A 21,415-nucleotide genomic window follows, 5' to 3' on the forward strand; every position below is an offset into this window, starting at 1 on the left:
GCTTCTTTGACGATTCTTTTCGACTGAACGATTGAAACGTCTTTCACTCCTCATCATGTTGCGTTTCTAAATTCATGCATTTCTTCTTTTCTTACGGAGTATCGCATATGAATGTCTATCGTCGTTCTCACCATGGATTTACGCTGGTCGAGCTTTTGGTCGTGATTGCGATCATCGGCGTGCTGATCGCATTGTTGCTGCCGGCCGTGCAACAGGCGCGCGAAGCGGCGCGACGAATGTCTTGCAGCAACAATATGAAACAGCTTGGTCTGGCGCTGCACAACTATCATGACACGCATCTGGCGTTCCCGTTTGGCTCGCGGCATCTCTTCGAGAGTTCATGGATGCTCTCAATTTTGCCGCAAGTCGAACAGTCGTCGGTGTTCGATCAGTTGGAATATGGAGATTTCTCCGGCTATCCCAACGGCGTGAACGGTGCGCTGCTTCATAACTGGACGCCTGACTTTAATTGGTGTCCGTCGAGTCCCGCCAACCGGCTGAATAAGCGGGACGACTATGGAAATCGGTTTTCGACAACTTCCTATGTCGGCATTTCGGGAGCGACGGCCAGTGCGACGGATTCGACAGACCCAACGGGAGCAGGACGCTGCGGTTCCGGCACGCAAGGCTATGCTTGCGCGAACGGGATGATGGTCGCCAACATGGTGACCAGAATGCGCGACACGACCGACGGCCTGACGAATACAGTCATCGTGGCGGAGCAGTCCGCGATGGGTAAGAACAGCACCGGGGGATTGGCCGACATTCGTTCGAGCTACGAGTGGGGATGTTGGGGCGGAGTAGGCGCGACGGTTCCGCCGCCGCAAGCCGGAGCGAGCGGCGACTCTTATACCTGGGCTACAACGCCGTGGTCTCGCAATACCACCACGATTCGTTTCCCGATCGGTACGCTTACCGAGGGAAGCGGAAACCATACCGACGGATCCAATAGCGCCCTGCATTCGGAGCATCCTGGCGGCGCGCTTGTCTTACGTGGAGATGGCAGCGTCGCCTTCGCCGCTGAAACGATGGATATAGCGGCCTTGCGAAACCTTTGCATTCGTGACGATGGAAACGTGATTTCCACGCCGCTGTAAACAGATGCTCGAACAGACCATATTTCGCGATGATCGAAGGGTAGAGAATCAAAATGGATCGCGAAGGAACTCTGCCGTTGAGCGGATTTCCTGCGCTACGCGCTGGAGTCTGTCGCCGTAAAGTGACGACGACGGCTTAGCATCCCCTACTCGAATCAGATACAGGATGAAATTCGATGCAATTTAGTGCTATTAGTTTCGAGCTGCTGAAATGCCGCAGCTTTTTCGTCGCAATATGTTTGCTCGGGATGTATGCGCTCGCGGGATGCTCACAAGGGCAGGCGTTTAAATCGTCGGTCGTCGGCAAGGTGACGCTCGACGATCAGCCGGTCCCCCAGGGATCGATCGTATTGATTGATCAGGCGGGGAAGTTGGCGACGTCCGCCTTAGAACCAGACGGCGGTTATTCGCTACGTTGTTCGCCGGGCTCCTATCACATCGCGATTGCTCCCCCCCCTCCGCCGGATCCATTCGCGCCAAAGTCATCCGAGACGAAAGTAAATGTCGTGAAGATTCCCTCGAAGTATCGTGATGTCGGCACAAGCGGACTAACGATCGACGTGAAGGAAGGCGAAAACACGTTCGACGTTCAGTTGGCGCCCTCGCCTCAGCGCAAATGAGTCGTCGTTTCTTGGGAGCGTGACTCCCTGTCACGGCGGAATGGGGCAATTTATTTTGGGAATCTTAGTTGCGACCTCATTGCGATCAGCAATGGGAAAGCGTCGCCAGCAAGTCGGCGAGCATCAGGCTCGCGCGAAGGAATGTTTTCTCGACGATATTGATCTATTCATTGATTCTTATTTATCTCAATCGGAGTGCTGATGATGAACTCTCGCAATCGTTCCGGATTTACCCTCGTCGAGCTCTTGGTCGTGATCGCGATCATCGGCGTTCTGATCGCATTGTTGTTGCCGGCTGTCCAACAGGCGCGCGAAGCGGCGCGGCGCATGTCTTGCAGCAATAACATGAAGCAGATCGGTCTGGCGCTGCACAACTACCATGATACGTTCGGCTCGTTTCCGGCCGGCGGAATTTCTAACATCTCGACCGACAGCGCCAGCTTTTGCTCGATGGCCCCAGGTTCCGGCGGCATCTCTTATTCCCAGGCTCCTTGGACCGTGTTGATCTTGCCGTTCATGGAAGAAGGGGCGCGGTACGACAATTTCAACTTTGGCGCCGGGTTTATTTCGATCCAAGATGACGCTGCATTTGGCAATGCCGATGCCGCCAATCGGACCGAGTGGCTGCGAAATAATGCGAAGTATCAATGTTCGTCTGATCCAAACAGCAACGAGGAGACGCACACCAATAACTATATGGGCGTACAAGGAGGAGAAGTCGCTTTCTGCTCCAACAGCGCCGGTGTCCGCGTTTGGAATAAAGATGGCATGATTTATCACAATTCGCATGTTAAATTCCGCGACGCCGTCGACGGGACGACCAACGTGTTTTTGGTTGGCGAGACCGACTATCAGTCGACTCTTGAATCAAATAGCATCGCGCAGTATGCAGCATGGGCTTCGAGTGACTGGCCGCGTAGCGTGGGGATGCCGATGCAAGTTGCTTCGGCGGTATTGCCGATCAATTCGGCGAATCCGCCCAAGGCCGGCGGAGGACCTACCTGGGACGTTCAGTCGCGTACATTCGGCAGTTTTCATCCCGGCGGTTGTCAATTTGCCATGGCCGACGCTTCGGTTCATTTCATTCCCGAGACGGTCGATTTGACGATTTATCGCACGCTCGCCAAACGGGCTGATGGCCTGCCGGTCAGTGGTTTTAGCTTCTAAGTCTTTTCCTTTCCCTTTCTGCTCTATTTGGGGGCAAATTCAACATGCGCCAACGACATCGAAACGTATTTGGAATCCTCGGCTGCATGCTGCTGTTCGCGGCGAACGGTTGCAATTTTGGCAATGACAGTCTGGAGCGGTACGAACTGTCAGGCGCCGTCACCTATGACGGCAAGCCGATTCCGTATGGGGAAATCTCGTTTGCACCGGATACCGCAAAAGGGAATTCTGGCCCCGGGGCGGTGGCCACCATTCTCGAAGGTGCGTACCATGTGACAGGAGAGAAAGGGTTGATCGGTGGTCCGCATGTGATCACCGTCACCGGCTATACCGGCGTGCCGGACAATGCCGCCGTGATGGCGGGAACAGCTTCCCAACCGAAGCCGCTCTTCGCTCCTTTTTCGACTAGCGACGATTTGCCGCGTGGCGATGCGACGCATGATGTGGAAATCCCCAAGTAGCGATAAATCCGCTCTATTCCGATGTCGATCACGACTTACATTTACGAAGATCTCAAAGCCAGACTCTCTTCCAGTCAGGAATTGCCGGTTCAGCTGACGCTCGAATCGCTCGCCGATTTTTATGAGGTCAGCTTTTCGCCGGTTCGTTCGGCCGTGAATCGGCTGATTAAACAAGGTTTGATTGAGAAGGGGGATGACAGACGTCTGACCCCCAAAGCGACTCGCAAACGTTCGCAAACGAAGGAGCACGATCAAGCGTTGCCTGCGCCTCCGCAAGACATGTACGAATTGATCGCCAACGATTTCGTCCGGCTCAGTTTGGAGGGAAACGCGATCGACTTGCGCGAAGAAGCGACCGCCAAGCAATACGGGATCAGTCGGTCGGCGCTGCGGATCATCTTCAATCGACTCGCCGGCGCCGGACTGATCGAGCATATTCCGCGTCGCGGTTGGCGCTTGCGCCCTTTTTTGCAGAAAGATATGCAAGCGTTTTTGGAAGTTCGCGAACTGTTAGAGCTGAAGGCGCTTGACTTGGCCAAGTCGCATCTCGTCGACGCAGACTTGCAAGCGATCCTGGCCGGAAACATTTTGCCTGCTTCCAAAAAAGAACATCCGCAAATCGATAATTCACTGCACGCCTACATCATCGAAAAAGCGGACAACATCTATATCCAAGACTTCTTCCAGCGGCAAGGAAAATACTACGGCATCCTGTTCGATTGGGAAGAAATGGACCGTCAGGCCGCGATCGAAACAGTCGAGCAGCATCAAGCGATACTTCACGCGCTGCTCGAGAAGAATTGGTCCGTCGCACGCAAGGCGCTCTCGTTCCATATCCAGAACAATCACCCGGTGCTCAGCAAGATTCGTCCTCCTGCCGATGCGTAGATCGCACCGATCCGCGCTACGGCGACAAAAAAAGGAAGCGGCGACTGGCGCGGCTTCCCTCGTTTGATTCGAATTCATACGGTACGCAATACCGCCAAGCGACTACTTCGCTTTGTCGGCGGCGATTTTCTTGACCGCCGCGACCACTTCGGCTGGTTCGGCGCGGACGGTGTAGTCGGCGTTCAAAAAAGCGTAGCGAATCTTCCCCTGGGTATCGATCACGTAGGTCGCCGAAAGCGGCAATTCCATCTCGTCGTTGCCATTGACCTCACCCAGCTTCAAACGATCACGGTACAGGGGAAGGATCGACTCGGGCAATTCAAAGACCAGACCATACTTTCGTGCGGTCGCACTATCCTTGTCATGCAGCGCGACAAAGTCGAGGTCGTTCGCTTCCGCCGTTTCCTTCGCCTTTTCCGGCAGTTCGGGAGTTAGCACAATCAGCTTGGCGCCGGCGCCTTCGATCGCTTTCAGTTCTTTCTGCATCGCGCGCAATTGCAAATTGCAATAAGGGCACCAGCCGCCGCGATACCACATCAGCACGACAGGGCCTTCGCTCCACATTTCGCTCAGGCGAACCGTCTTGCCGTTCCAGCCGGTCAGTTTGGCGTCGATCGCGGCGTCGCCCACGTGTTTCGCCGATTTTTCAACTCCGGAAGCGCGAACCGTTTCGACCGCATCGCGCATCACTTGCAGCATCTCAGGGGGGTAACGTTTGCTAGCTTCGTCGGACTTCTGTTTCAATTGTTCTTTTAACGTTTGCGGTTGGCTCTCTTCGCCCATCGCCGTAGGTACAAATGTCGCCGCGATCATCAAGCATCCAAATAGTGCGAGTTTGCGCATGACTCATAACTTTCGTCCAAATGATTGAATGGGGGCCAACTGGAAGAAACTGTAGGCGTTGCGTGAATCGTCAACGGTACGCTGCGCTACAACTCTAGCAAAGTTTATCGCGAATTCATTACTTGGCTTGATTGTTAGGGCCAAGCGGGAACTTTAGCAACGCTACGCCTTCGGCCGGCTGCGAGTTTAATGCGGCAGTCAGTTTGGCGTGCGCTGCGGCGGCGTCGGGGGTGGCCGACAGGTCAGTCAGCGGGTGTTTTTCGAGCACGTCATTTTCGACATCGATGAAACGCCCATCGCCATGCAGTTTCCAGCGCTGGTCCCGAGCGAAACGAACCGGCTTGGTCTTTTCTGGCCTGGGGTTGTAGTAGCAGTAGATCCAGTCGCGCGGCGTGCCGGGCTTTCCTAATAGCTGCGGTTGAAAACTGCGACCATCGATCTTTGCTGGCGTCGTCGCGCCAGCGAAATCGGCGAGGGTCGGCAGAAAATCGGAAAAGTCGATCAGATCCGCGCAAGTTGTATCGGGTGGAATCACGCCTGGCCAGTAGCCGACCAGCGGAACGCGCGTCCCTGCGTCAGTCATCTTTCCTTTGCCGCCTTGGATCACCTGGTCGTTGAGCTGCGAGCGGATCTTCGTGTTGGTTCCATTGTCTCCAGTAAACAGGATCAGCGTGTTTTCGGCCTGACCCGTTTGTTGGACATGGTCAACGATCTTACCTACCTGTATGTCCATGTAGGCGACCATCTCCTCAAAGTTCTTTTGCTTCCGTTTGGTGTCGCGCAGCTTGCTGTCAGGCGTCGGCACGAACGGGTTATGAACCAAGATCATGGGATAGTAAACAAAGTAGGGTTGGTCCGATTTTTGATCGATGAATTTCAAGATCTGTTCGACGGCGATATCGGGACCATATTGCTTGGCTGAAAACTGCCGGGTCTCGCCGTTGATGTTTAACAGCGGCGCGTCGTATCGCTCTCCCAACTGATCGACTTGCCACAAGCACCATTGGTCGAAACCTGCATCGCTTGGGGCCATCCCTTTGGCGCGAAAACGCTGCGGATAATTGTTGGCGCCATAGAGTTGCCACTTGCCGGCGATCATCGTGCGGTAGCCGGTCTCCTGCAGCAGATGCCCGAACGTGCGCTGATCGCGATTGAGGATCGAAAACGCCGAATAGTTTCGCGCATTCGAGAGCCCGGTCATCATTTTGACCCGACTCGGCGTGCAGAGGGGCTGCGAATAGCAATGGGTAAACCGCATCCCTCGAGCGGCCATCCGGTCAATATTGGGCGTCTGATACTGCTGCGAACCGTAACAGCCAAAGCATTCATAGCCGATATCATCGGTAAGTATCAAAATGACGTTGGGGCGATCGCTTGACTCGGCTTTAAGTTGCGTTGTATAAAGAAGTTGTGCGAAGAGTGCTGCACTCGTCAAAATCGTGAGTGTAGTTATTCTGTGTAGTAAATGACGCGGGAATATTCGGCGGCAACCGGATGTTCCAGAAGTACGCGTCGAATTGGCAAGGAATTGAATCATGTTGAATCCCCTTCTTCGGATGACGGGTGCGCTGCACTCGTTTCGACCCCGCGACTGGCCACGTCTGTGGTTCTGTTCGCGCATAAAAAAACCAAGGGACCACGGTCGGCAAACCGTATGTCGATCCCTTGGCGGCAAGGAACCGAACTCGGTTCCCACATATAGTTTCTTCTCTCCGCTTTCCCCAGTCAATTCCTGGCGGCAACCAGGGCAACAAAAAGGACAATTTGAAAATGGCAAGGAATCGTAAATCGCGTCGCCAGCAGCATGGTTCTGCTTGGCACTGGAAGCAAACCGACTGCTGGTACTTCACGGAGCCAGGGACGAAAAAACGGGAAGCTCTCTTCGACGAGAACGGGGAGCGGATTCGCGGCAAGGACAACAAGGAGACCGCTCAGTTGGCGCTTGCCCGGATCAAACTGACGGACGAACTAACTCCGGTGGCGTCGGCTCCGTCGAAAGATTGGACCGTTGCTCAAGTTTGTGAGATCTATCTGGCCGACTTGACGAACTCGGCGACCCAGGAATGGGTGAAGATGTGCAAATATTGGCTGAACGATTTCTGTGGGTACTGCGGGGCGCTGACGGTCCAGGAATTGAAAAAGAAGCACCTCCGCACGTGGCTTCAGAAGCACAAGGTCTGGAACAACAACACCCAGCGAAATGTGATCGCCTGCATCAAGGCCGCTTTCAATTTCTGCTGCAAGTTCGATGACCTCGACATGAACCCAGTCGCTAGCTATCAGAAACCGGCGGCAACCGCGCGGGTGACTTCTTTCAGTCCCGAAGAGGAAACGAAGATTTACGCAGCGACGAATGAGGCGCATGCCTTGTTTCTGAAATGCTGCATCTTAACCGGGGCGCGACCGTACTCCGAAATGGCGATCGTGACGGCGGACCATGTTGTGGAAACGCCGCATGGCCTGTTCTACTTGTTGAAGGCGCGCACGGCCAACGGCGGGCATGGGCACAAAGCGGCGAAGAAGACGGGCAAGGATCGGCGGATCATGCTCTGCGAGGAGATGGAGGAGATTACCCGCCGGTTAATGTTGACTGCGCCGATAGGATCGGGCATTCCGTTGTTGCGAACGAAGCACTGCAAGCCGTGGAAACGCTGCAACGGCGTCCAGCTGTTTTGTAACGTTAAAGCGAAGCTCGAACTTCCGGATGATCGCGTGACCTATACCTGTCGGCACACGTTCGCCAAGCGAACGCTGTCGGGCTATTACACCGGAAAGCCGGTGACGATCGAAGTCCTCGCCGGTTTGATGGGGAATACGCCGAAAGTCTGCTGGGATCATTATGCCCAGTGGGCGGACGACTATAACGATCCGCTCTGGGCAGCGCTCGGCAAGACAAAAGCGAAGCGAGCGGCTGGCTAGTCAAGATCACGGACTGATGCCCTAACGCGTCCTGTACCACCTAAATTCAGATCATTTTTGCGTCATATAATATGAAGCATCCCAGTTAGCTCCCCAACTGTCCGTTCATCCAGAAAATTGTGAATTAAAAATGTGCTGTACGGGCTGCGAAGTGTTGTCGCGACCATTTTACATACTTGTACCGGCTTGCAGTTGAAAGTTTTAAGATCACAAAGTCAAAATCCCGGCTCAGAAATTCTGAGCCGGGATTTTTGTTGACCTCGGGATTGCCGTCCGGGGGCCATGCCGCCAAGGAGGTTCGTTGGGGATCTCAAATTCAAGTGTCAGGACGACCGAGCGACGCAGTAATGTGTTGCATCTTTGGCTTACGAGTCGGGGATCGTTGGTATTGCTTGCAGCCCGGGGAGACGCGCATCAGCCCCTGAAGTCGCTCTACTTCCTTTTCCGCAAGTCTGATTCGTCCCTGACCACGACGACCACCCTGGTAATAGTCGATCGAAACTTGTCGACCGCGGATCTGGAATTCACCCGCATCCGACTGACTCAGCCATTCATAGAGCGTCAACACCGCAATCCCCAGTCGCTCGGCGGCATCGGTGGAAGACAGAAATGTGGTCGAGCATGACATGAAATTCAGCAGTCAAGTGGTACGATCAGAAACATGACCACCAGTTTCCAGAATTTCATTCCGCTGGCGTTCCGCTGAGCAGAATTCTCGCCGTTTGGCCCATTTCCTCATTCAAAAAGGACCTTCAACAACTTTTCCTTCGAATTTGTGCCGTGATAATTTGATTGGTATGGCCGAAACCTATTCGTTGCAGGAATTCGGCAATGATGGTATCTCGGGAACTTGAAAGATGAATACTGAAGCGCGCCCAACCGTAACTCGAGCTGATGAGAAGCTCCAAGACATCAAACGGTGGGTTCGCGCACCCACTACGGCATTTGAACTTTGGGAGAAAGTCTTTTCATCCAAAGAGCGTGCGCGTCTCGGGGGAGACTTTTACGCCGCTTGCGCGAAGGGTGGTGCGGTAAAAATGTGGCAACAATTGCATGGTTGTACTGACGACCGGGCTGTGATCGACATTGCCTTCGCGGTTAACTTCTTATCCTCGACTCACCATCAATGGTTGCTTAAGGAAACAGGGGAACTACTGGATGCCGAGGCCGCATTTGAGGATGCAATCATCCACAATGATCTCGTGCTCAATTCCGTTTCGCGCGAGATCTACTGGAAGAGCAAACCGATTGAACTCGACTGGTCGCATGAAGCTAAATGGGCGTTTATTTGGGAGCTTGCTCGACACGCTAAGGCGAATCAACCGATCGACAGGATGACCTTCGGGAATAACAAGGCTTCCGATTATGTGTCCAAAACAAAGTCAGAACTCAAGTGTCAGAATGGTTTTCCGAAGGATCTAGCGGCCTTGATTAAACCTTCCGGAATGGGGACTCAGAAACTCGCAATCCCGGCCGCGCAGATTCGGCTTTTTGAGCACCACGTCGGTGGTGAAATTCGCGAATGGACGCCTTGATCTAAATCTAGGCCGAAAACGCGTCATATTACTTGAGGGATATCCTATCCATCGGACGCAGCTCTAAGTTGCGATTCGATGGAATTAACGCTCCGTTTTCAAGGAGCGTTTTCTTTTGCGCTCCCTCCGTCTCCAGCCACTTCAACGGAATTCCGCTGGCCGGAATATCAGCGGAACGTCTTTTTCTAGCTTAAACCTTTTCCATGATCTCGCGGTGATTTGGGCACGTCGCCCTGTCGCTACCGCGGGATCATTCTCAGAGGAGGTTCAAGATGAACCAAGATATTCCTAGCGAGGGCGCTGCCAGCGTCCAGCTTAGCCGCTATGCGGTGAAGTGCTGGTCCGAGCAGGCGGCTATTTTCGATTTTGACCTGACGTGGTTCGATCCAGAAACGCCAATGGAGACGCGTGTCGACTTGGCGATTTCTAAGGGCTACGAGATCGGCACGATTTATTCTCGATTCAGCACGAAGCTGCAGCATTCGACCGATGACCAGGTTCGCGAGTGCATTCAATGGGCGGCGAAATACCGCATCTACGTTCCGCCGGAATTCATCTCGATCGACGAAGGAGTCAAGGGGAAGAAAGTCCAGCGTGATGGCCTCGATCGGACGAAAGCGATCCTCCGCCAGCGTTTGGCCAAAGTCCTGCTGGTCTACAAAGCAAGCCGCCTGTTTCGGCAAGCAGGCAAGGGCTACCAGTTCATCAACGAAGAAGTGGTCGAAGAAGGACTGCGGGCTGTCATTGTCTCTCAGGGCATTGACACCAATGACCGCAAAACATGGAAGCTGCAATTGCAGATCCACGGAATCATGGATGATATGTTGCTCGATGCGATTGCTGATCATGTTCGCTCCGCATTGACCGGAAAATTTCTGAACAAATGGACGACAGGCGCGATCGGGATCGGATATCGCCGCAAGGAGATTCCCGGAGCGCCGTTGACTAATCGCGGACGGCCCCGCACGATGCCGGCGGTCGATCCTGAAGCGGCTGAACTGATCCGCGAACATGCTCAACTGTTGCTCAATGGCATGCCTGTTAGTGAAGGCGTGCGGCGCTGGAATGCAGACAACGGGCCTGTAGATCCCCGCGCATCCGGCAACAAGCTCAGGTACGAATGCTACCGCAAGCTGTTTTCCAACCCTCGTTTGAAGGGAACCTGGGAGTTTGGTCGCCGCCGCAATGAGTTTTCCAGCAAGCTCGACAATGTCAAACAAGTCGAACGGCCCGATGACGAGGTCACCACGATCCTGTGCGAAGAATTGAGAATTTTGGATGACGCGACGTTCGATGCCTTGCAGGTGATGTTCGCCGCCAAGAAGACCGGGCCGCGCGGACCGCGCAAGATCAAGAAGCTGCAGTTGTGGGATCTGACGACCGAGTTCTTCTTCTGTGAAAGTTGCAGCACGCCTGAGACGCCGGTTCGGTTCTACCAGGCTGGCGCGCAAGGTCAAGCGATGCAGTGCAAAAACGGGGATCAGTGCACATGTAAGTCGGCTGTTAACCGCCGGGATGCGGTCCGAGCGATCTGTGTCAATCTTAGCCAGCTGATTTTGCGCGACGCCGAATTGATCGAAATGATCGTATTGGAGAGCCAATCGCTGGACGCGCAAGCCGACCATGGGTTGGACGAGCAACTCGCACGGGCTCGCAAGCAGTTGTCACTGCTCAGCAACCGGATCAATGACCTGTTCGAGATGTCGGGCGAGGGAACGGAGGCCGATCGCAAGGAGACGAAAGGTCGTCTGCGGGCGGCCCAGTCGGAGCGCAATGCCGTCCAGAGCGAGGCCAACCGCTTGCAGCGTGCTGTGGACGGAACGACCAGCACAATGACCGTGAAGCAAATTCGTGAGCGGCTGTCTGAGATGTCCGATCTGCTCTCTAGCGCTGCTGAAGGGGATCTCGGCGAGGATGCGATCTATAAGACGCTGGCTGTCTTTCGTGCGCTGACCGGCGGCCAGATTTGGGTGCAGGTTGAGCAACGTGTTGGGCGTAAACGGACGAATGTGCGGGGAACTTTCCGTCCACAGTTGCTACGAGGATTTGGTGAACCGATCTTGAGGACAGATATGCCCGATACCAACCTAGCAACAGTTTGGTTGCGATCGCCGCCGCGAGTGGATGCGATCGCCGAACGGGCTCATGAGTTGATTGACATCCAAAGCATGAGCCACCGCGAGACGGCCAAGCAACTGCAACGCGAAGGGCACAACGTCAACTCCGGCAACGTTTGGTACAGCTATCGTCGCTGGTATGAGATGCAGGGCATGGAGCCTCCCAAAGTTCCCTATAACAACGGCAAGAAGCGGCGTTCCGCCTAACAGGATCGCACGTTTGAAATACTTGATCTACGCCTCGTCGATTCGACGAGGCGTTTTTTTATACGCACGCCTTTCCCAAAGAAAAATCCCCAAACACGGAGGACAAATGCAACCAACTGCTGAAACGAACGCCAGTCGAAATGTCGGGCTCGAAGCGCAGCTCGAGCAAGTAGCCGCAAATCTGGCGTTTCTGGTTGTTCAAGCTCATCGGCGCGACCGGAGTAAAGTCGCCAAGTCGACAAAAGTGGCTGCTGATTCCAACAGCTAAATTCGGGGCTAAAACGTGTCATAAAACTTGGGGAGCGTCTTAGCCTTCTCCCACAAATCCCAAATCTATCGGAGGCACGCATTTGGTGCACATCACGCTGGCTTTTCTATCAGTCGCCCTGCTGCTGATGGTGGTCGTACTGGTCCGAGAGCGGCAATTGCGACTTGCGCTGCAAACCATTTTAAAACGTCTTATTGATCGTTGGAGGTCTGATGCGAATAGACACCCTGTTCACTCCGCTTGCGCTGATCGTGATCCTGGCGATGAGCGGCTGCCAGGAGAATGAGAATCAACGGCTTGCCGCGATGTCTGAACGGCATGAACAGCGGCAAGCGGAACAGAGTCGCCAAGCGGCGGAATTACACTTGGAGGTCATCGGCCTCCAGCGCCAAGTTCAAACGAACATCGCCGAAATCGGACGTCAACGCGACGCCCTGGAAAGCGAACGGCGGATCGTTGCGTCCGAGCGTCGGTGGGATTCTCTCACCTCCACTGCGATCGCGAATGTCGGCCTACTGCTCGCCTGCCTGGCGCCGCTTGTCTTGGCTTGCTTACTGCTGCTTCGTTCACCGGAGTCTGGCGATGAGCCAGCGATTGCGGAGATCCTCCTGAATGATCTTACCGCGACAAGGCCATCGTTGGCGAACTCCAACAATAAGCCTTCACCACGACGGTTGACTGAGAATGAAAATTGCTCAGAAAAGTCAACCTAGTTAACAACTGAAATGCAAAGGAGCAAGAATTGTCACACATAGTCACAATCACCACGGAGATTCGTGATCCCGCAGCACTGCGGATGTCATGCCGTCGTCTCGGGCTCGAGGAACCGGTGATGCAAACCGTCCAGTTGTTCAGCGCCGAAGCCACTGGCTACTGCGTGCATCTGCCTCGCTGGCGTTACCCGGTCGTCTGTAACACCGACGCGGGAACGGTTCAGTACGACAACTATGAAGGCCGTTGGGGCGAACAGGTTCACCTTGACCGACTAGTTCAACGATATGCGGTCGAAAAATCTACTTCGGAAGCTCGAAAGCTGGGGCACTCTGTCACGGAGCAATCGTTGGCCGATGGCTCGATCAAGCTCACTGTTCAGGTGGGAGGCGTCCATTGAAAACGATTGAAATTATCGTCGCCACCAACGGCGAAACGAGAGTCCAGACCAAAGGCTTTTCAGGAAGGGAATGCCAAGCGGCAAGTCGTTTCCTGGAGTCCGCACTCGGCACGAGACGTTCCGAAAAACTCACCGGCGAGTTTTACGCTAACCAAACGCAGATGCAAAGCCAAACCCAACAGGAGGAATGATCGACACATCCAACCAAGGAAATTTACTTTCCTGTCACACGAAGGATAACGTTCGCCTGCTGCTGGTCGTCGAAGGCCTGAATGACATCGAGTTCTTGACCCGTATTTCTAGGATGCTGCACACCAATGACAGCAGCCTCCCCAATCTTGCCGAAATGGAACAACGGGGCGAATTAATCTTTATTCCGTTTGGCGGGGGACATGTTCGGGCCTGGGCGGAACGACTTGCTCCGCTGGCCCGGCCTGAATTTCACCTCTACGACCACGAGCTGCCGCCAGAAACGGAACTTCGACAGCAAGCCGCTCTGATCCTCAATCAGCGTCCTCGTTGCCAGGCCGTTCTCACCAGCAAGCGGTCCTTGGAAAACTACTTGCATCCGGACGCCCTGTTTGCCGCTGGCGGTATTCGGCCCCACTTCGACGACTTCGATTGCGTCGCCGAGCTTACGGCTCGCCAACTCTATCAACAACGCCCTGGCGAAATCGCTTGGCAGTTGCAGCCCCGCCGCTCGCAAAGCCGTATGGCGAATCGTGCGAAGCGCTGGCTCAACACCAAGGCGGTCGAGCAAATGACCGTCGCCATGCTCCAAGAGCGAGACCCGGACGGAGAAGTTATTTCTTGGCTATCGGCAATGAAGGAATTGCTGAGCACCTAATCTCAACTCACCACGAAAGAAACCAATATGAAACTATCCGATCGCTTCGAGGAACTGGTGCGAGCCTGTTTCACCGGCATTTGGATTGAAAGCCACGAGCATGACGATGCCTTGCGTGAGATTTCGTCGCTTTGCCATGAGCGACAGTGGCGACTCGCGACCTGGGACATCGACCAAGGTCTGCATGTGCGGGGCGTCTCTACGTTCGACAATGATGCAGCGAGCGACCCGCTGTCCGCCATTCGGGCGATGAAGTCGCTTGGAGCCGACGAGACCGCATCCATCATCGTTTTGACCAACTTCCACCGCTTCCTCGGTTCGGCAGAGGTAGTGCAATCGCTATCGCGCCAGATTGTGGACGGCAAAGCGAACCGAACGATTTTTGTCATTTTGGCCCCGGTCGTGCAAATCCCCACGGAGCTCGAAAAACTGTTCATCGTGGTCGACCATCCGTTGCCCTCACGCGAGCAGCTCCTAGAAATTGCCGAAGGGGTTGCGACCGAGGAAGGCGAACTGCCAGATGCAGACCAGCTCGATGCGGTGCTCGACGCCGCGATGGGCCTTACCCGCCTGGAGGCGGAAAATGCCTTTGGACTGAGCCTAGTGCGTAGCTCTGTGATTCATCACGAATCGGTTTGGGAGTTGAAAGCCAGCATGCTCAAGAAGTCTGGCTTGTTGCAACTCTACAAGAGCAACGACGACTTTACCTCCTTGGGCGGCCTCGAAAGCCTGAAGGCATTTTGTAAGCGTTCGCTACTGCAGCATGGACGTGACAATCCGCTCAAACGTCCGCGGGGCGTTTTGCTGTTGGGGGTTCCCGGCACTGGAAAATCGGCGTTCGCGAAAGCTCTCGGCAAGGAAACCGGGCGACCGACTTTGATCCTAGATGTCGGCGCATTGATGGGAAGCCTAGTCGGGCAAACCGAACAAAATGTTCGGCGTGCCCTGCAAATCGCCGATGCGATGGAACCCTGCATTCTGTTCATCGACGAAATCGAGAAAGCACTCAGCGGCTCCGCCGGTTCGGGCCAGAATGATTCGGGCGTGTCGTCGCGAATGCTGGGCACACTGCTCAGCTGGATGAACGACCACACCTCAAACGTCTACTTGATTGCAACCTGCAATGACATCACACGAATGCCGCCGGAACTATCGCGCGCCGAGCGATTCGATGGAATTGTCTTTCTGGATCTCCCGCAGCGCGAGCAGAAAGACCGCATCTGGAATCAATACATCGGTTTGTTTCAACTCGACGCCGCGCAAAAACGTCCCGAAGACGAAAAATGGACCGGTGCGGAAATCCGAGCATGTTGCCGTCTCGCCGCCTTGCTCGATATTCCCATATCGCAAGCGGGTCAGAACGTCGTCCCCGTTGCGGTAACGGCTTCCGAATCCGTCGACCGGCTACGGCAATGGGCGAGCGGGCGATGCTTGTCGGCCAGTCAGCCGGGTATATATCATCACCAACTGAGGTCTGGCGACAAAGGGTCACGTCGCAAAATCCCTCGAGATCCTTCTGTGAACTAAATGGAGCCCCAACTATCCATCCAAGGAACCAGTAAGAATGTTGGAGCAACAACACCTGGCAATGATCCGGGCGGCGCTTCGATACTGGAGCGAGGAGATGACGCCTCACGACGGCCAAGCAGCATCTCCATATTTTGAGTCGGATGAGGAAAGCCCCCTCAATGCAACAGAAATCACTGCGCTAATCGATGAACTGAAAACGTTGAAAATCGGCTACGTAGCAGTCGACGGTATAAATCAGAAGGTACTCAGTGACTGCATCTACAGGCAGCAGGTGCAAATTTCGAGCTTCGAGCGAACGGCCAAAATCGCGGTCATTCTATTCCCTCGAGGTGCTTAAGCGAATTCGCTTAGAGGGCTTACAACCCCTTCATCAGTTCGGCTAGCGTCACGCCCAAAGCTTCCGCGATCCGCTCGATATTCCGCAGAGCGAGATTTCTTTCGCCCCGTTCGATCCCGCCAATGTAGGTCCGGTCGAGTTCGCAGGCATGCGCAAATGCTTCCTGCGAATAGTCTTGCTGCAAACGGAGCTCACGGACGCGAGCACCGAACCGAACCAGGATATCTGCTTTTTTCACCATCTCGCCAATTTGGCGACAATGACTACCATCGTTCCACGGACTATGAGTATCATTACAGAAGGCCCCGCCCCACCATGAGGGGCGGCATCTTGGCGTTTTCCCAACAAAGGAGCGAACATGTCGGAGCCAGAGATCGCCTCGTCACCAACCGATGAGGCCGTCCAAGCGGAACAGAAAGATCGCCAATTCACCGCCAAGCGATCGCTTATCCGCAAATATTTTTTCTACAACCTCGGCGTCATGATTCTGCTGGCGATGGCCGGACTGCTGGTCAATTTACTCAGTCATGCCATGGCTTGGAGTGTCATTCTGCTGGCCGGATTAATTCCACTATTCGGCTTTTTGTTCGTCGATAGTCTGATTGTGTCGATAAGGGGCATTTGGCGATATGGATTTCGTTTTCCCAAAGCGTCGGACAGTGTCGCCGACGTCTCCAGCTCGACGCCATCCGTTGACAGGAAGTTCGACTGGGAGCAATGGTTGGGGATTCCTATTGCCTTGATTGTCGCGGCAGCAATCCTAGTTTCGAGACCACGTGAAAACCAATTTCCGCCCATACCCGGTGTTCGGCGTCCAGCAAACCACTATGTGCCTCGCCAGTTAGCGGAACCAAAAACTTCTTCCACGCAGTACAAACGTGCTGAGAAACTCTGGCAAGCCACAATCGCCGCGCGGCATCTGGATCGGTTTGCCCTCATGCCGCACGATCCGATGCACCAGCAAACCCTTGCGCAATTGCACTCGGAAATGCGGGGGTCGGTCGACCGTGCGAAGATTGCTTCACAAAATTTTGCGGACGTTGATGCCGATCTGGTGGATTTGTCGCGGCGTCTGCTTGAAATAGATGAGCGAGAGTTACAACTCGTGCATCAATTTCAGAATTTCGCGAGCGAAATGAATCTTCCTCAAGAAGTTCTGTCCGTGGAAGCACAATTAGCAAGTTGGGAGGTGTTCGAGGATCTGACCGATGAACAACGCGAACAGCTTCCGGCGGAGTTTCGAAATATGCGAAACGAAGCCGTTGAATTTATGAATGGAAAGCAGGACCAGTTCAGAGAAATTGAACTGATGCAGGCGACACTCCGAGAACGCTATCAAACGAAAGGATTTATTTTGCCAGAGGTGAACCTCGAAATCACTGATAAATAGTGCTCGCGGATCCCGCGTCAACACCCTGATTGTAATTCGTCTGCAGTCCAAATTCTTACGCCGTAGCCTCGCTCCATCACGGAATGAGCTACGGCTTTTTTCGTTCTTGTTCTAACATTTCAAGGGAGAACCCAAATCGATGAGCACACTTCTCGAAAACGATCAGGCGGAGTCTATTTCGACGCCGGCTCGACGACTACAAGCAACCATGGCTGCGGCGCGACTGAGCTTCACTTGGTTCGGCGTACGCAAATCATTGTCGACGCGTCAGCGTGATCAAGCCGCCGATTCATTTGGAGCCGAAGGCAAATTCCTGTCGGCAGGAAAGAAGCTGCTCGATACCTCGCATCCCGCTTTCAGGGCGGTAACGGCGATCCGCGGCCAAGCGATCCACTTTTGGAAAGGAATGAGCTTGCCTTTTCCAGAACCTGGCGTGAGACTCATTCGGCAAGACGCGATTACCCATTTCGACGAGCGGATCGCGCAGTTCCAAGAGGACTTAGGTGACGCCGTCGTCGAACTCGAAGGGCGCTACGATGAGTTGCGTCAGGCGGCGCGCGAACGCCTCGGTGAACTCTATAGCGCCGAGGATTACCCGCCGACAGTGGTAGGAATGTTCGAGATCGATCACGACTATCCGAGCGTTGAGCCACCTCACTATCTTCGACAACTTTGCCCAGAGCTATACGAACACGAGTGCCAGCGAATGCAGGCTCGCTTTGATGATGCCGTACAACTTGCCGAGCAGGCGTTCTTCAGCGAACTGACGCATTTGGTCGATCACCTGACCGATCGCTTGAGCGGTCAGTCCGACGGCAAGCCCAAAGTCTTCCGTGATACGGCAGTCACCAATCTCACGGAATTCTTCGAGAGATTTCGATTGTTGAACATTCGATCCAGTCCGCAGTTGGACGAATTGGTCCAGCGAGCTCAAGAGATCGTCGTCGGCGTCTCGCCGCAACAGCTTCGCGACAGCACGAATGTTCGGCAGCAGATATCAGCCCAGCTCGGTGCAGTTCAGGCGTCGCTCGATGGGCTGCTGATCGATCGCCCACGCCGCAACATCTTGCGACGCCCACGGTGAATGGAGAGAGACATGCAAATCATCATTAAACCGAACGGTACAGTGCGATGCCTCTATGACGAGGTTATCGATCTCCGTGCACTCGGAAGACTCGCTATTGCCCGGGGCAGCCATGTTGAGCCTGAGGCCGACAGTAGTTGGGTCGTCGATCTCGCTCCTGTGAACGGGCCACACCTTGGCCCATTTTCGCAGCGCAGTGAGGCACTGACGGCGGAACGGATTTGGCTGGAGGCCAACTGGCTGTCGGTCGATACGTAGGGCGGATCAATTCTTCAAAAGCCCTTACTGGGGCGATGTGTTTCTCACGTCGCCCTGATCATGGGGCGGCGTTTTCTCTCTCTCTGTTTGGAGCTAACGCTAATGACGCAGAATCAAATTGACCGTTTGGTGGCGGAAACGCTAGGCGAAAACCTGCGCGATATTCAACGTCTCGGATTTACGTTGATCAGTCCGGATCAAGATGATCTGAACGAAGAATCCGTCGAATACTTACCACAAGTCCTCGACTGGGATTGTGTTGAAGGTGAGTGGGCCACGCCGGTGGCGACGGATCTGCCTCGACTTGTGGGCGCATTTTCACGATGAAACAACTGCCTCGGGGCAAACCTAGATCAAGGGGGAATTCTCTCGTGGGATCGTATCGCAGTTCCATCAAAAGATATCTGACTTTTCTGGGCGTCGCTTGCATCATTGGCAGCACATACGCAGGCCCGGGCTTGCTTGTCGTTTGGGTGATCACCGCGATCGCTCTCAACATTGGAACGGGAGAATCGCCGAAGAGGCCACTTCAAGTGAAAACTCGGCGGCGACGAAGGAGCTGCAAAAAGCGGCGGTGCTGAAGACAGTTGTAAGGGAGTCCAGTCGCCCGGTCCAGTTGGGGGCCGGGCGACATCGAGCTCGATGGAATTCGAATGAACGCGGTTGCGTCGCTCACCTTCAAATTCCGAAGAGCTCCACTTCGCCGACTTTGGCTGAACTGCCGAATGACCTCCATTTTCGGAATATGGAAAGTCTCGCCCCTCCAATTGTGACACTACTACGAAAGATTTCTTCCTTTTAAAAATGCCGCCGTAATGGGCGGCAATCTGAGCCCTTTTTTTAACTATCAGCCGGTTAAATCGCCCTGGAATGCATCACTGCTTGATCTGCTCTTTTTCAGGAGCTTCAGATAGGTGCGCATATCTTTTCCCCGACGCAAATAAGACAGCATGCAGATCGCCAAAAAGCTTCCCAGCGAATCCACTCCGCCTGCCGCAACATACGGACATCAGCCAGTTGCGGCCCAGCAACCAGCTTTATTCTCACTTCGCCCCAAAAAAAATGATTGGAGGTTGCGTTCAGCGTCAAACCGGAGCGATATGGTAGCGATCAGGTGCTGTCTCGACTCAAAAGAGACGTTCGATAGGCGTCCCCTATTATCCAGGAATCAGCCGCTGGGTAGATTCCCTAGAATGTCGAAACGATCCGCGAACCGGAGCACTCCTTTTCGCCTATGGCGTCGGCCGATACCACAAACCCTGATCTAGGCGCCTCGAAAGCGTCCACGATTACGGGCAAAAGTTCATGCACAGGCGAACCTGAGTTCGTGCACTAGTCGATGCGCTGGGAGAATTCTTCCCCGACGCAGCCTGGCAACGGTGCATCGTCCACTTTTATCGCAACGTGCTGAAAGACGTGCCGCGGAGCAAGTCAGGCGACGTGGCGGCGATGCTGAAGGCGGTTCACGCTCAAGAGGATCGCGCGGCGGCCCAGGCGAAGGCGGAACTGGTGATCGAGAAGCTGATCTCGCTGCGGCTGGGCGCGGCGGCGAAATGCTTCCGCGACGGCTACCAGGAAACGCTGGCGTACATGGCGTTCCCCCGCGAACACTGGACGCGGCTGCGGAGCAACAACATGCTGGAGCGGATCATGAAAGAGATCCGACGGCGCACCCGCGTCGTGGGAGCGTTCCCGGATGGTCAAAGCGCCCTGATGCTGGTCGCGGCCCGGCTACGCCATATCGCCGGCACGCACTGGGGCACTAGGCGCTACCTCGACATGGACCGCCTGCACGAACCGGAGGAGAGAGAGGACGGCAAAGTTTAAAAAATTGTTTTTGTCGCGCGCGGCAAAAACAATTTTCCAGAGCCAAGCTGAAAATCAAATGTGTGCAACTTGACGGACACTACCGAGGCATGAGATGCAAATCGTTTTCATGGTCATCCTAAGTGCTCTCTGATGGAATCGAACCAACGAAATGCGGTTTAGGAAACCTTAAGACCTTTCCTTTCACTTTCCTGATGCTCGAGAAAGCCCCTGTTTTTCAGGGGCTTCCTTTTTCCCATCCTTCGACTTTGCTTTGGCGAAAGTTGGATTTCAGCATTTAGTGGGGGGATTTGTGGGGGGACGTTATCGGACTATGTGACGCTGGCAATCGCAAGCAATTCTCAATTAGGACATCTCGTCAATCAGTGGTGCGATTGGAAAGCAGGAAAGAGCAGCCAAAGTTCGTATCTAGCCCAAGCTGCCGCCGCCGTAGGAAAGGCGTTTAAAATGCCTTTTTCAGGTCGAAGGAAAACAACAAATCTCAACTGATACAATTAGATCATCACTTCAGGAATTCGATTTTTGATCAAAATCTCCCGAGCGTTTCTCGCTGGAAGTATCAACGCCGATCTTGATCTTCCCAAAATGCCCCAGGATGCGAACAGAATGGAAAAGCGAGAACGCACCAAATGCAACGCAAGGTATTGAGATGGATAATGTGGTCCCAATCACGCCATAGAAGCCAAACGTAAAATCAGAAGAGACTGCGTCAATAATTGACAGCGAAAGAACCATCAACATGCCGCAAATACCAGCTGACAGTGTGCCGTAGAAACCGTATTTCGCAAATTCAATGGCAAGTTCGCCACGCCGAAGTTCTAATTCTTGCTCTTGAAGGCGAAGCTTACGGGATTCAACATCTAACATGTCTGTCATTACTAAGTCGCTCGATGAAGTGGACCTCATTTG

At 54.2% G+C, this 21,415-nt stretch carries 24 protein-coding genes and 1 pseudogene; 20 read left to right on the plus strand and 5 right to left on the minus strand.

Going from position 1 to position 21,415, the window contains the following annotated elements:
- Positions 1–107: 107 nt before the first annotated feature.
- The 5 genes from DSM3645_RS04690 (at position 108) to DSM3645_RS04710 (ending at position 4,233) form a co-directional block, all read left to right on the plus strand.
- On the plus strand, positions 108–1,097 hold the full coding sequence (locus tag DSM3645_RS04690; protein WP_002650887.1) for a DUF1559 domain-containing protein: 990 nt from the start codon (positions 108–110) through the stop codon (positions 1,095–1,097).
- 176 nt (positions 1,098–1,273) lie between these two features.
- Positions 1,274–1,717: a hypothetical protein gene (locus DSM3645_RS27700; protein ID WP_050769303.1), complete on the plus strand. Its 444-nt coding sequence runs from the start codon at positions 1,274–1,276 to the stop codon at positions 1,715–1,717.
- Positions 1,718–1,921: 204 nt separating this feature from the next.
- On the plus strand, positions 1,922–2,884 hold the full coding sequence (locus tag DSM3645_RS04700) for a DUF1559 domain-containing protein (protein WP_040351610.1): 963 nt from the start codon (positions 1,922–1,924) through the stop codon (positions 2,882–2,884).
- Positions 2,885–2,928: 44 nt separating this feature from the next.
- Positions 2,929–3,345, plus strand: coding sequence for a hypothetical protein (locus DSM3645_RS27705; protein ID WP_002650892.1), 417 nt, complete (start codon positions 2,929–2,931; stop codon positions 3,343–3,345).
- Positions 3,346–3,366: 21 nt separating this feature from the next.
- Positions 3,367–4,233: a GntR family transcriptional regulator gene (locus DSM3645_RS04710; protein WP_002650893.1), complete on the plus strand. Its 867-nt coding sequence runs from the start codon at positions 3,367–3,369 to the stop codon at positions 4,231–4,233.
- A 102-nt stretch (positions 4,234–4,335) separates the two neighbouring features.
- On the opposite strand, the gene DSM3645_RS04715 is transcribed toward DSM3645_RS04710, so the two are convergent.
- Together DSM3645_RS04715 and DSM3645_RS04720 are read right to left on the minus strand one after the other, a co-directional pair.
- Positions 4,336–5,076, minus strand: coding sequence for a peroxiredoxin-like family protein (locus DSM3645_RS04715; protein WP_002650894.1), 741 nt, complete (start codon positions 5,074–5,076; stop codon positions 4,336–4,338).
- Positions 5,077–5,194: 118 nt separating this feature from the next.
- On the minus strand, positions 5,195–6,511 hold the full coding sequence (locus tag DSM3645_RS04720; RefSeq protein WP_002650895.1) for a sulfatase-like hydrolase/transferase: 1,317 nt from the start codon (positions 6,509–6,511) through the stop codon (positions 5,195–5,197).
- A gap of 335 nt (positions 6,512–6,846) precedes the next feature.
- On the opposite strand from DSM3645_RS04720, the gene DSM3645_RS04725 reads away from it, so the two are divergent.
- Entirely contained in the window at positions 6,847–7,995 is a 1,149-nt protein-coding gene (locus DSM3645_RS04725; RefSeq protein ID WP_040351611.1) for a tyrosine-type recombinase/integrase, read from the plus strand.
- A gap of 316 nt (positions 7,996–8,311) precedes the next feature.
- Here the strand turns inward: DSM3645_RS04725 and DSM3645_RS29250 are convergent, their stop codons facing one another.
- Positions 8,312–8,623: a hypothetical protein gene (locus tag DSM3645_RS29250; protein ID WP_002650897.1), complete on the minus strand. Its 312-nt coding sequence runs from the start codon at positions 8,621–8,623 to the stop codon at positions 8,312–8,314.
- Positions 8,624–8,852: 229 nt separating this feature from the next.
- On the opposite strand from DSM3645_RS29250, the gene DSM3645_RS04730 reads away from it, so the two are divergent.
- From DSM3645_RS04730 to DSM3645_RS04765, 9 genes are all read left to right on the plus strand, one after another.
- The gene (locus tag DSM3645_RS04730; RefSeq protein WP_002650898.1) at positions 8,853–9,530 is read left to right on the plus strand and encodes a hypothetical protein; all 678 of its coding nucleotides are present in this window, start codon (positions 8,853–8,855) and stop codon (positions 9,528–9,530) included.
- A gap of 272 nt (positions 9,531–9,802) precedes the next feature.
- Positions 9,803–11,854 carry a recombinase family protein gene (locus DSM3645_RS04735; protein WP_002650899.1) on the plus strand — a complete coding sequence of 684 codons (2,052 nt, stop codon included), beginning with the start codon at positions 9,803–9,805 and terminating at the stop codon, positions 11,852–11,854.
- A 13-nt stretch (positions 11,855–11,867) separates the two neighbouring features.
- Positions 11,868–12,122 (plus strand): hypothetical protein, encoded by a 255-nt coding sequence (locus DSM3645_RS30165; RefSeq protein ID WP_131282223.1) that lies wholly within the window; start codon positions 11,868–11,870, stop codon positions 12,120–12,122.
- Positions 12,123–12,334: 212 nt separating this feature from the next.
- Positions 12,335–12,835 carry a hypothetical protein gene (locus tag DSM3645_RS04740; protein ID WP_002650901.1) on the plus strand — a complete coding sequence of 167 codons (501 nt, stop codon included), beginning with the start codon at positions 12,335–12,337 and terminating at the stop codon, positions 12,833–12,835.
- Positions 12,836–12,864: 29 nt separating this feature from the next.
- Positions 12,865–13,233 carry a hypothetical protein gene (locus tag DSM3645_RS04745; protein ID WP_040351612.1) on the plus strand — a complete coding sequence of 123 codons (369 nt, stop codon included), beginning with the start codon at positions 12,865–12,867 and terminating at the stop codon, positions 13,231–13,233.
- Positions 13,230–13,424 carry a DUF2997 domain-containing protein gene (locus tag DSM3645_RS04750; protein WP_002650903.1) on the plus strand — a complete coding sequence of 65 codons (195 nt, stop codon included), beginning with the start codon at positions 13,230–13,232 and terminating at the stop codon, positions 13,422–13,424. The genes DSM3645_RS04745 and DSM3645_RS04750 overlap by 4 nt, the downstream gene beginning before the upstream one ends.
- On the plus strand, positions 13,421–14,080 hold the full coding sequence (locus DSM3645_RS04755; protein WP_002650904.1) for a hypothetical protein: 660 nt from the start codon (positions 13,421–13,423) through the stop codon (positions 14,078–14,080). The genes DSM3645_RS04750 and DSM3645_RS04755 overlap by 4 nt, the downstream gene beginning before the upstream one ends.
- A 27-nt stretch (positions 14,081–14,107) precedes the next feature.
- Positions 14,108–15,607 carry an AAA family ATPase gene (locus DSM3645_RS04760; RefSeq protein WP_002650905.1) on the plus strand — a complete coding sequence of 500 codons (1,500 nt, stop codon included), beginning with the start codon at positions 14,108–14,110 and terminating at the stop codon, positions 15,605–15,607.
- Positions 15,608–15,644: 37 nt separating this feature from the next.
- Positions 15,645–15,947, plus strand: coding sequence for a hypothetical protein (locus DSM3645_RS04765; RefSeq protein WP_002650906.1), 303 nt, complete (start codon positions 15,645–15,647; stop codon positions 15,945–15,947).
- A gap of 19 nt (positions 15,948–15,966) precedes the next feature.
- Here the strand turns inward: DSM3645_RS04765 and DSM3645_RS04770 are convergent, their stop codons facing one another.
- On the minus strand, positions 15,967–16,188 hold the full coding sequence (locus DSM3645_RS04770; protein ID WP_002650907.1) for a helix-turn-helix domain-containing protein: 222 nt from the start codon (positions 16,186–16,188) through the stop codon (positions 15,967–15,969).
- A gap of 117 nt (positions 16,189–16,305) precedes the next feature.
- Here DSM3645_RS04770 and DSM3645_RS04775 point away from each other — a divergent pair, with 117 nt between their 5' ends.
- From DSM3645_RS04775 to DSM3645_RS04795, 5 genes and pseudogenes are all read left to right on the plus strand, one after another.
- Positions 16,306–17,337, plus strand: a complete 1,032-nt coding sequence (locus DSM3645_RS04775; RefSeq protein WP_002650908.1) for a hypothetical protein — start codon at positions 16,306–16,308, stop codon at positions 17,335–17,337.
- Between the two features lie 139 nt (positions 17,338–17,476).
- On the plus strand, positions 17,477–18,421 hold the full coding sequence (locus DSM3645_RS04780; RefSeq protein WP_002650909.1) for a hypothetical protein: 945 nt from the start codon (positions 17,477–17,479) through the stop codon (positions 18,419–18,421).
- Between the two features lie 12 nt (positions 18,422–18,433).
- Positions 18,434–18,679 (plus strand): hypothetical protein, encoded by a 246-nt coding sequence (locus DSM3645_RS04785; RefSeq protein ID WP_040352126.1) that lies wholly within the window; start codon positions 18,434–18,436, stop codon positions 18,677–18,679.
- Between the two features lie 102 nt (positions 18,680–18,781).
- The gene (locus tag DSM3645_RS04790; protein WP_002650911.1) at positions 18,782–19,006 is read left to right on the plus strand and encodes a hypothetical protein; all 225 of its coding nucleotides are present in this window, start codon (positions 18,782–18,784) and stop codon (positions 19,004–19,006) included.
- Between the two features lie 1,005 nt (positions 19,007–20,011).
- Positions 20,012–20,506, plus strand: a pseudogene (locus DSM3645_RS04795) (IS256 family transposase); the annotation flags it as partial.
- 507 nt (positions 20,507–21,013) lie between these two features.
- Here the strand turns inward: DSM3645_RS04795 and DSM3645_RS04800 are convergent.
- A partial coding sequence (locus DSM3645_RS04800) for a hypothetical protein (RefSeq protein ID WP_002650913.1) occupies positions 21,014–21,415 on the minus strand: 402 nt, incomplete at its 5' end.

Source organism: Blastopirellula marina DSM 3645 (assembly GCF_000153105.1).
GTDB lineage: Bacteria > Planctomycetota > Planctomycetia > Pirellulales > Pirellulaceae > Blastopirellula > Blastopirellula marina.

Excerpts from the sequence above, each read along its gene's own strand:
- DSM3645_RS04790 (WP_002650911.1), top strand. The coding sequence starts at position 18,782 with ATGACGCAGAATCAAATTGACCGTTTGGTGGCGGAAACGCTAGGCGAA.
- DSM3645_RS04725 (WP_040351611.1), top strand. The coding sequence starts at position 6,847 with ATGGCAAGGAATCGTAAATCGCGTCGCCAGCAGCATGGTTCTGCTTGG.
- DSM3645_RS04690 (WP_002650887.1), top strand. The coding sequence starts at position 108 with ATGAATGTCTATCGTCGTTCTCACCATGGATTTACGCTGGTCGAGCTT.
- DSM3645_RS04735 (WP_002650899.1), top strand. The coding sequence starts at position 9,803 with ATGAACCAAGATATTCCTAGCGAGGGCGCTGCCAGCGTCCAGCTTAGC.
- DSM3645_RS04785 (WP_040352126.1), top strand. The coding sequence starts at position 18,434 with ATGCAAATCATCATTAAACCGAACGGTACAGTGCGATGCCTCTATGAC.
- DSM3645_RS29250 (WP_002650897.1), bottom strand. The coding sequence starts at position 8,623 with ATGTCATGCTCGACCACATTTCTGTCTTCCACCGATGCCGCCGAGCGA.
- DSM3645_RS27705 (WP_002650892.1), top strand. The coding sequence starts at position 2,929 with ATGCGCCAACGACATCGAAACGTATTTGGAATCCTCGGCTGCATGCTG.
- DSM3645_RS04715 (WP_002650894.1), bottom strand. The coding sequence starts at position 5,076 with ATGCGCAAACTCGCACTATTTGGATGCTTGATGATCGCGGCGACATTT.
- DSM3645_RS04755 (WP_002650904.1), top strand. The coding sequence starts at position 13,421 with ATGATCGACACATCCAACCAAGGAAATTTACTTTCCTGTCACACGAAG.
- DSM3645_RS04710 (WP_002650893.1), top strand. The coding sequence starts at position 3,367 with ATGTCGATCACGACTTACATTTACGAAGATCTCAAAGCCAGACTCTCT.
- DSM3645_RS04770 (WP_002650907.1), bottom strand. The coding sequence starts at position 16,188 with ATGGTGAAAAAAGCAGATATCCTGGTTCGGTTCGGTGCTCGCGTCCGT.
- DSM3645_RS04740 (WP_002650901.1), top strand. The coding sequence starts at position 12,335 with ATGCGAATAGACACCCTGTTCACTCCGCTTGCGCTGATCGTGATCCTG.
- DSM3645_RS04765 (WP_002650906.1), top strand. The coding sequence starts at position 15,645 with ATGTTGGAGCAACAACACCTGGCAATGATCCGGGCGGCGCTTCGATAC.
- DSM3645_RS04760 (WP_002650905.1), top strand. The coding sequence starts at position 14,108 with ATGAAACTATCCGATCGCTTCGAGGAACTGGTGCGAGCCTGTTTCACC.
- DSM3645_RS04780 (WP_002650909.1), top strand. The coding sequence starts at position 17,477 with ATGAGCACACTTCTCGAAAACGATCAGGCGGAGTCTATTTCGACGCCG.
- DSM3645_RS27700 (WP_050769303.1), top strand. The coding sequence starts at position 1,274 with ATGCAATTTAGTGCTATTAGTTTCGAGCTGCTGAAATGCCGCAGCTTT.
- DSM3645_RS04775 (WP_002650908.1), top strand. The coding sequence starts at position 16,306 with ATGTCGGAGCCAGAGATCGCCTCGTCACCAACCGATGAGGCCGTCCAA.
- DSM3645_RS04700 (WP_040351610.1), top strand. The coding sequence starts at position 1,922 with ATGAACTCTCGCAATCGTTCCGGATTTACCCTCGTCGAGCTCTTGGTC.
- DSM3645_RS04730 (WP_002650898.1), top strand. The coding sequence starts at position 8,853 with ATGAATACTGAAGCGCGCCCAACCGTAACTCGAGCTGATGAGAAGCTC.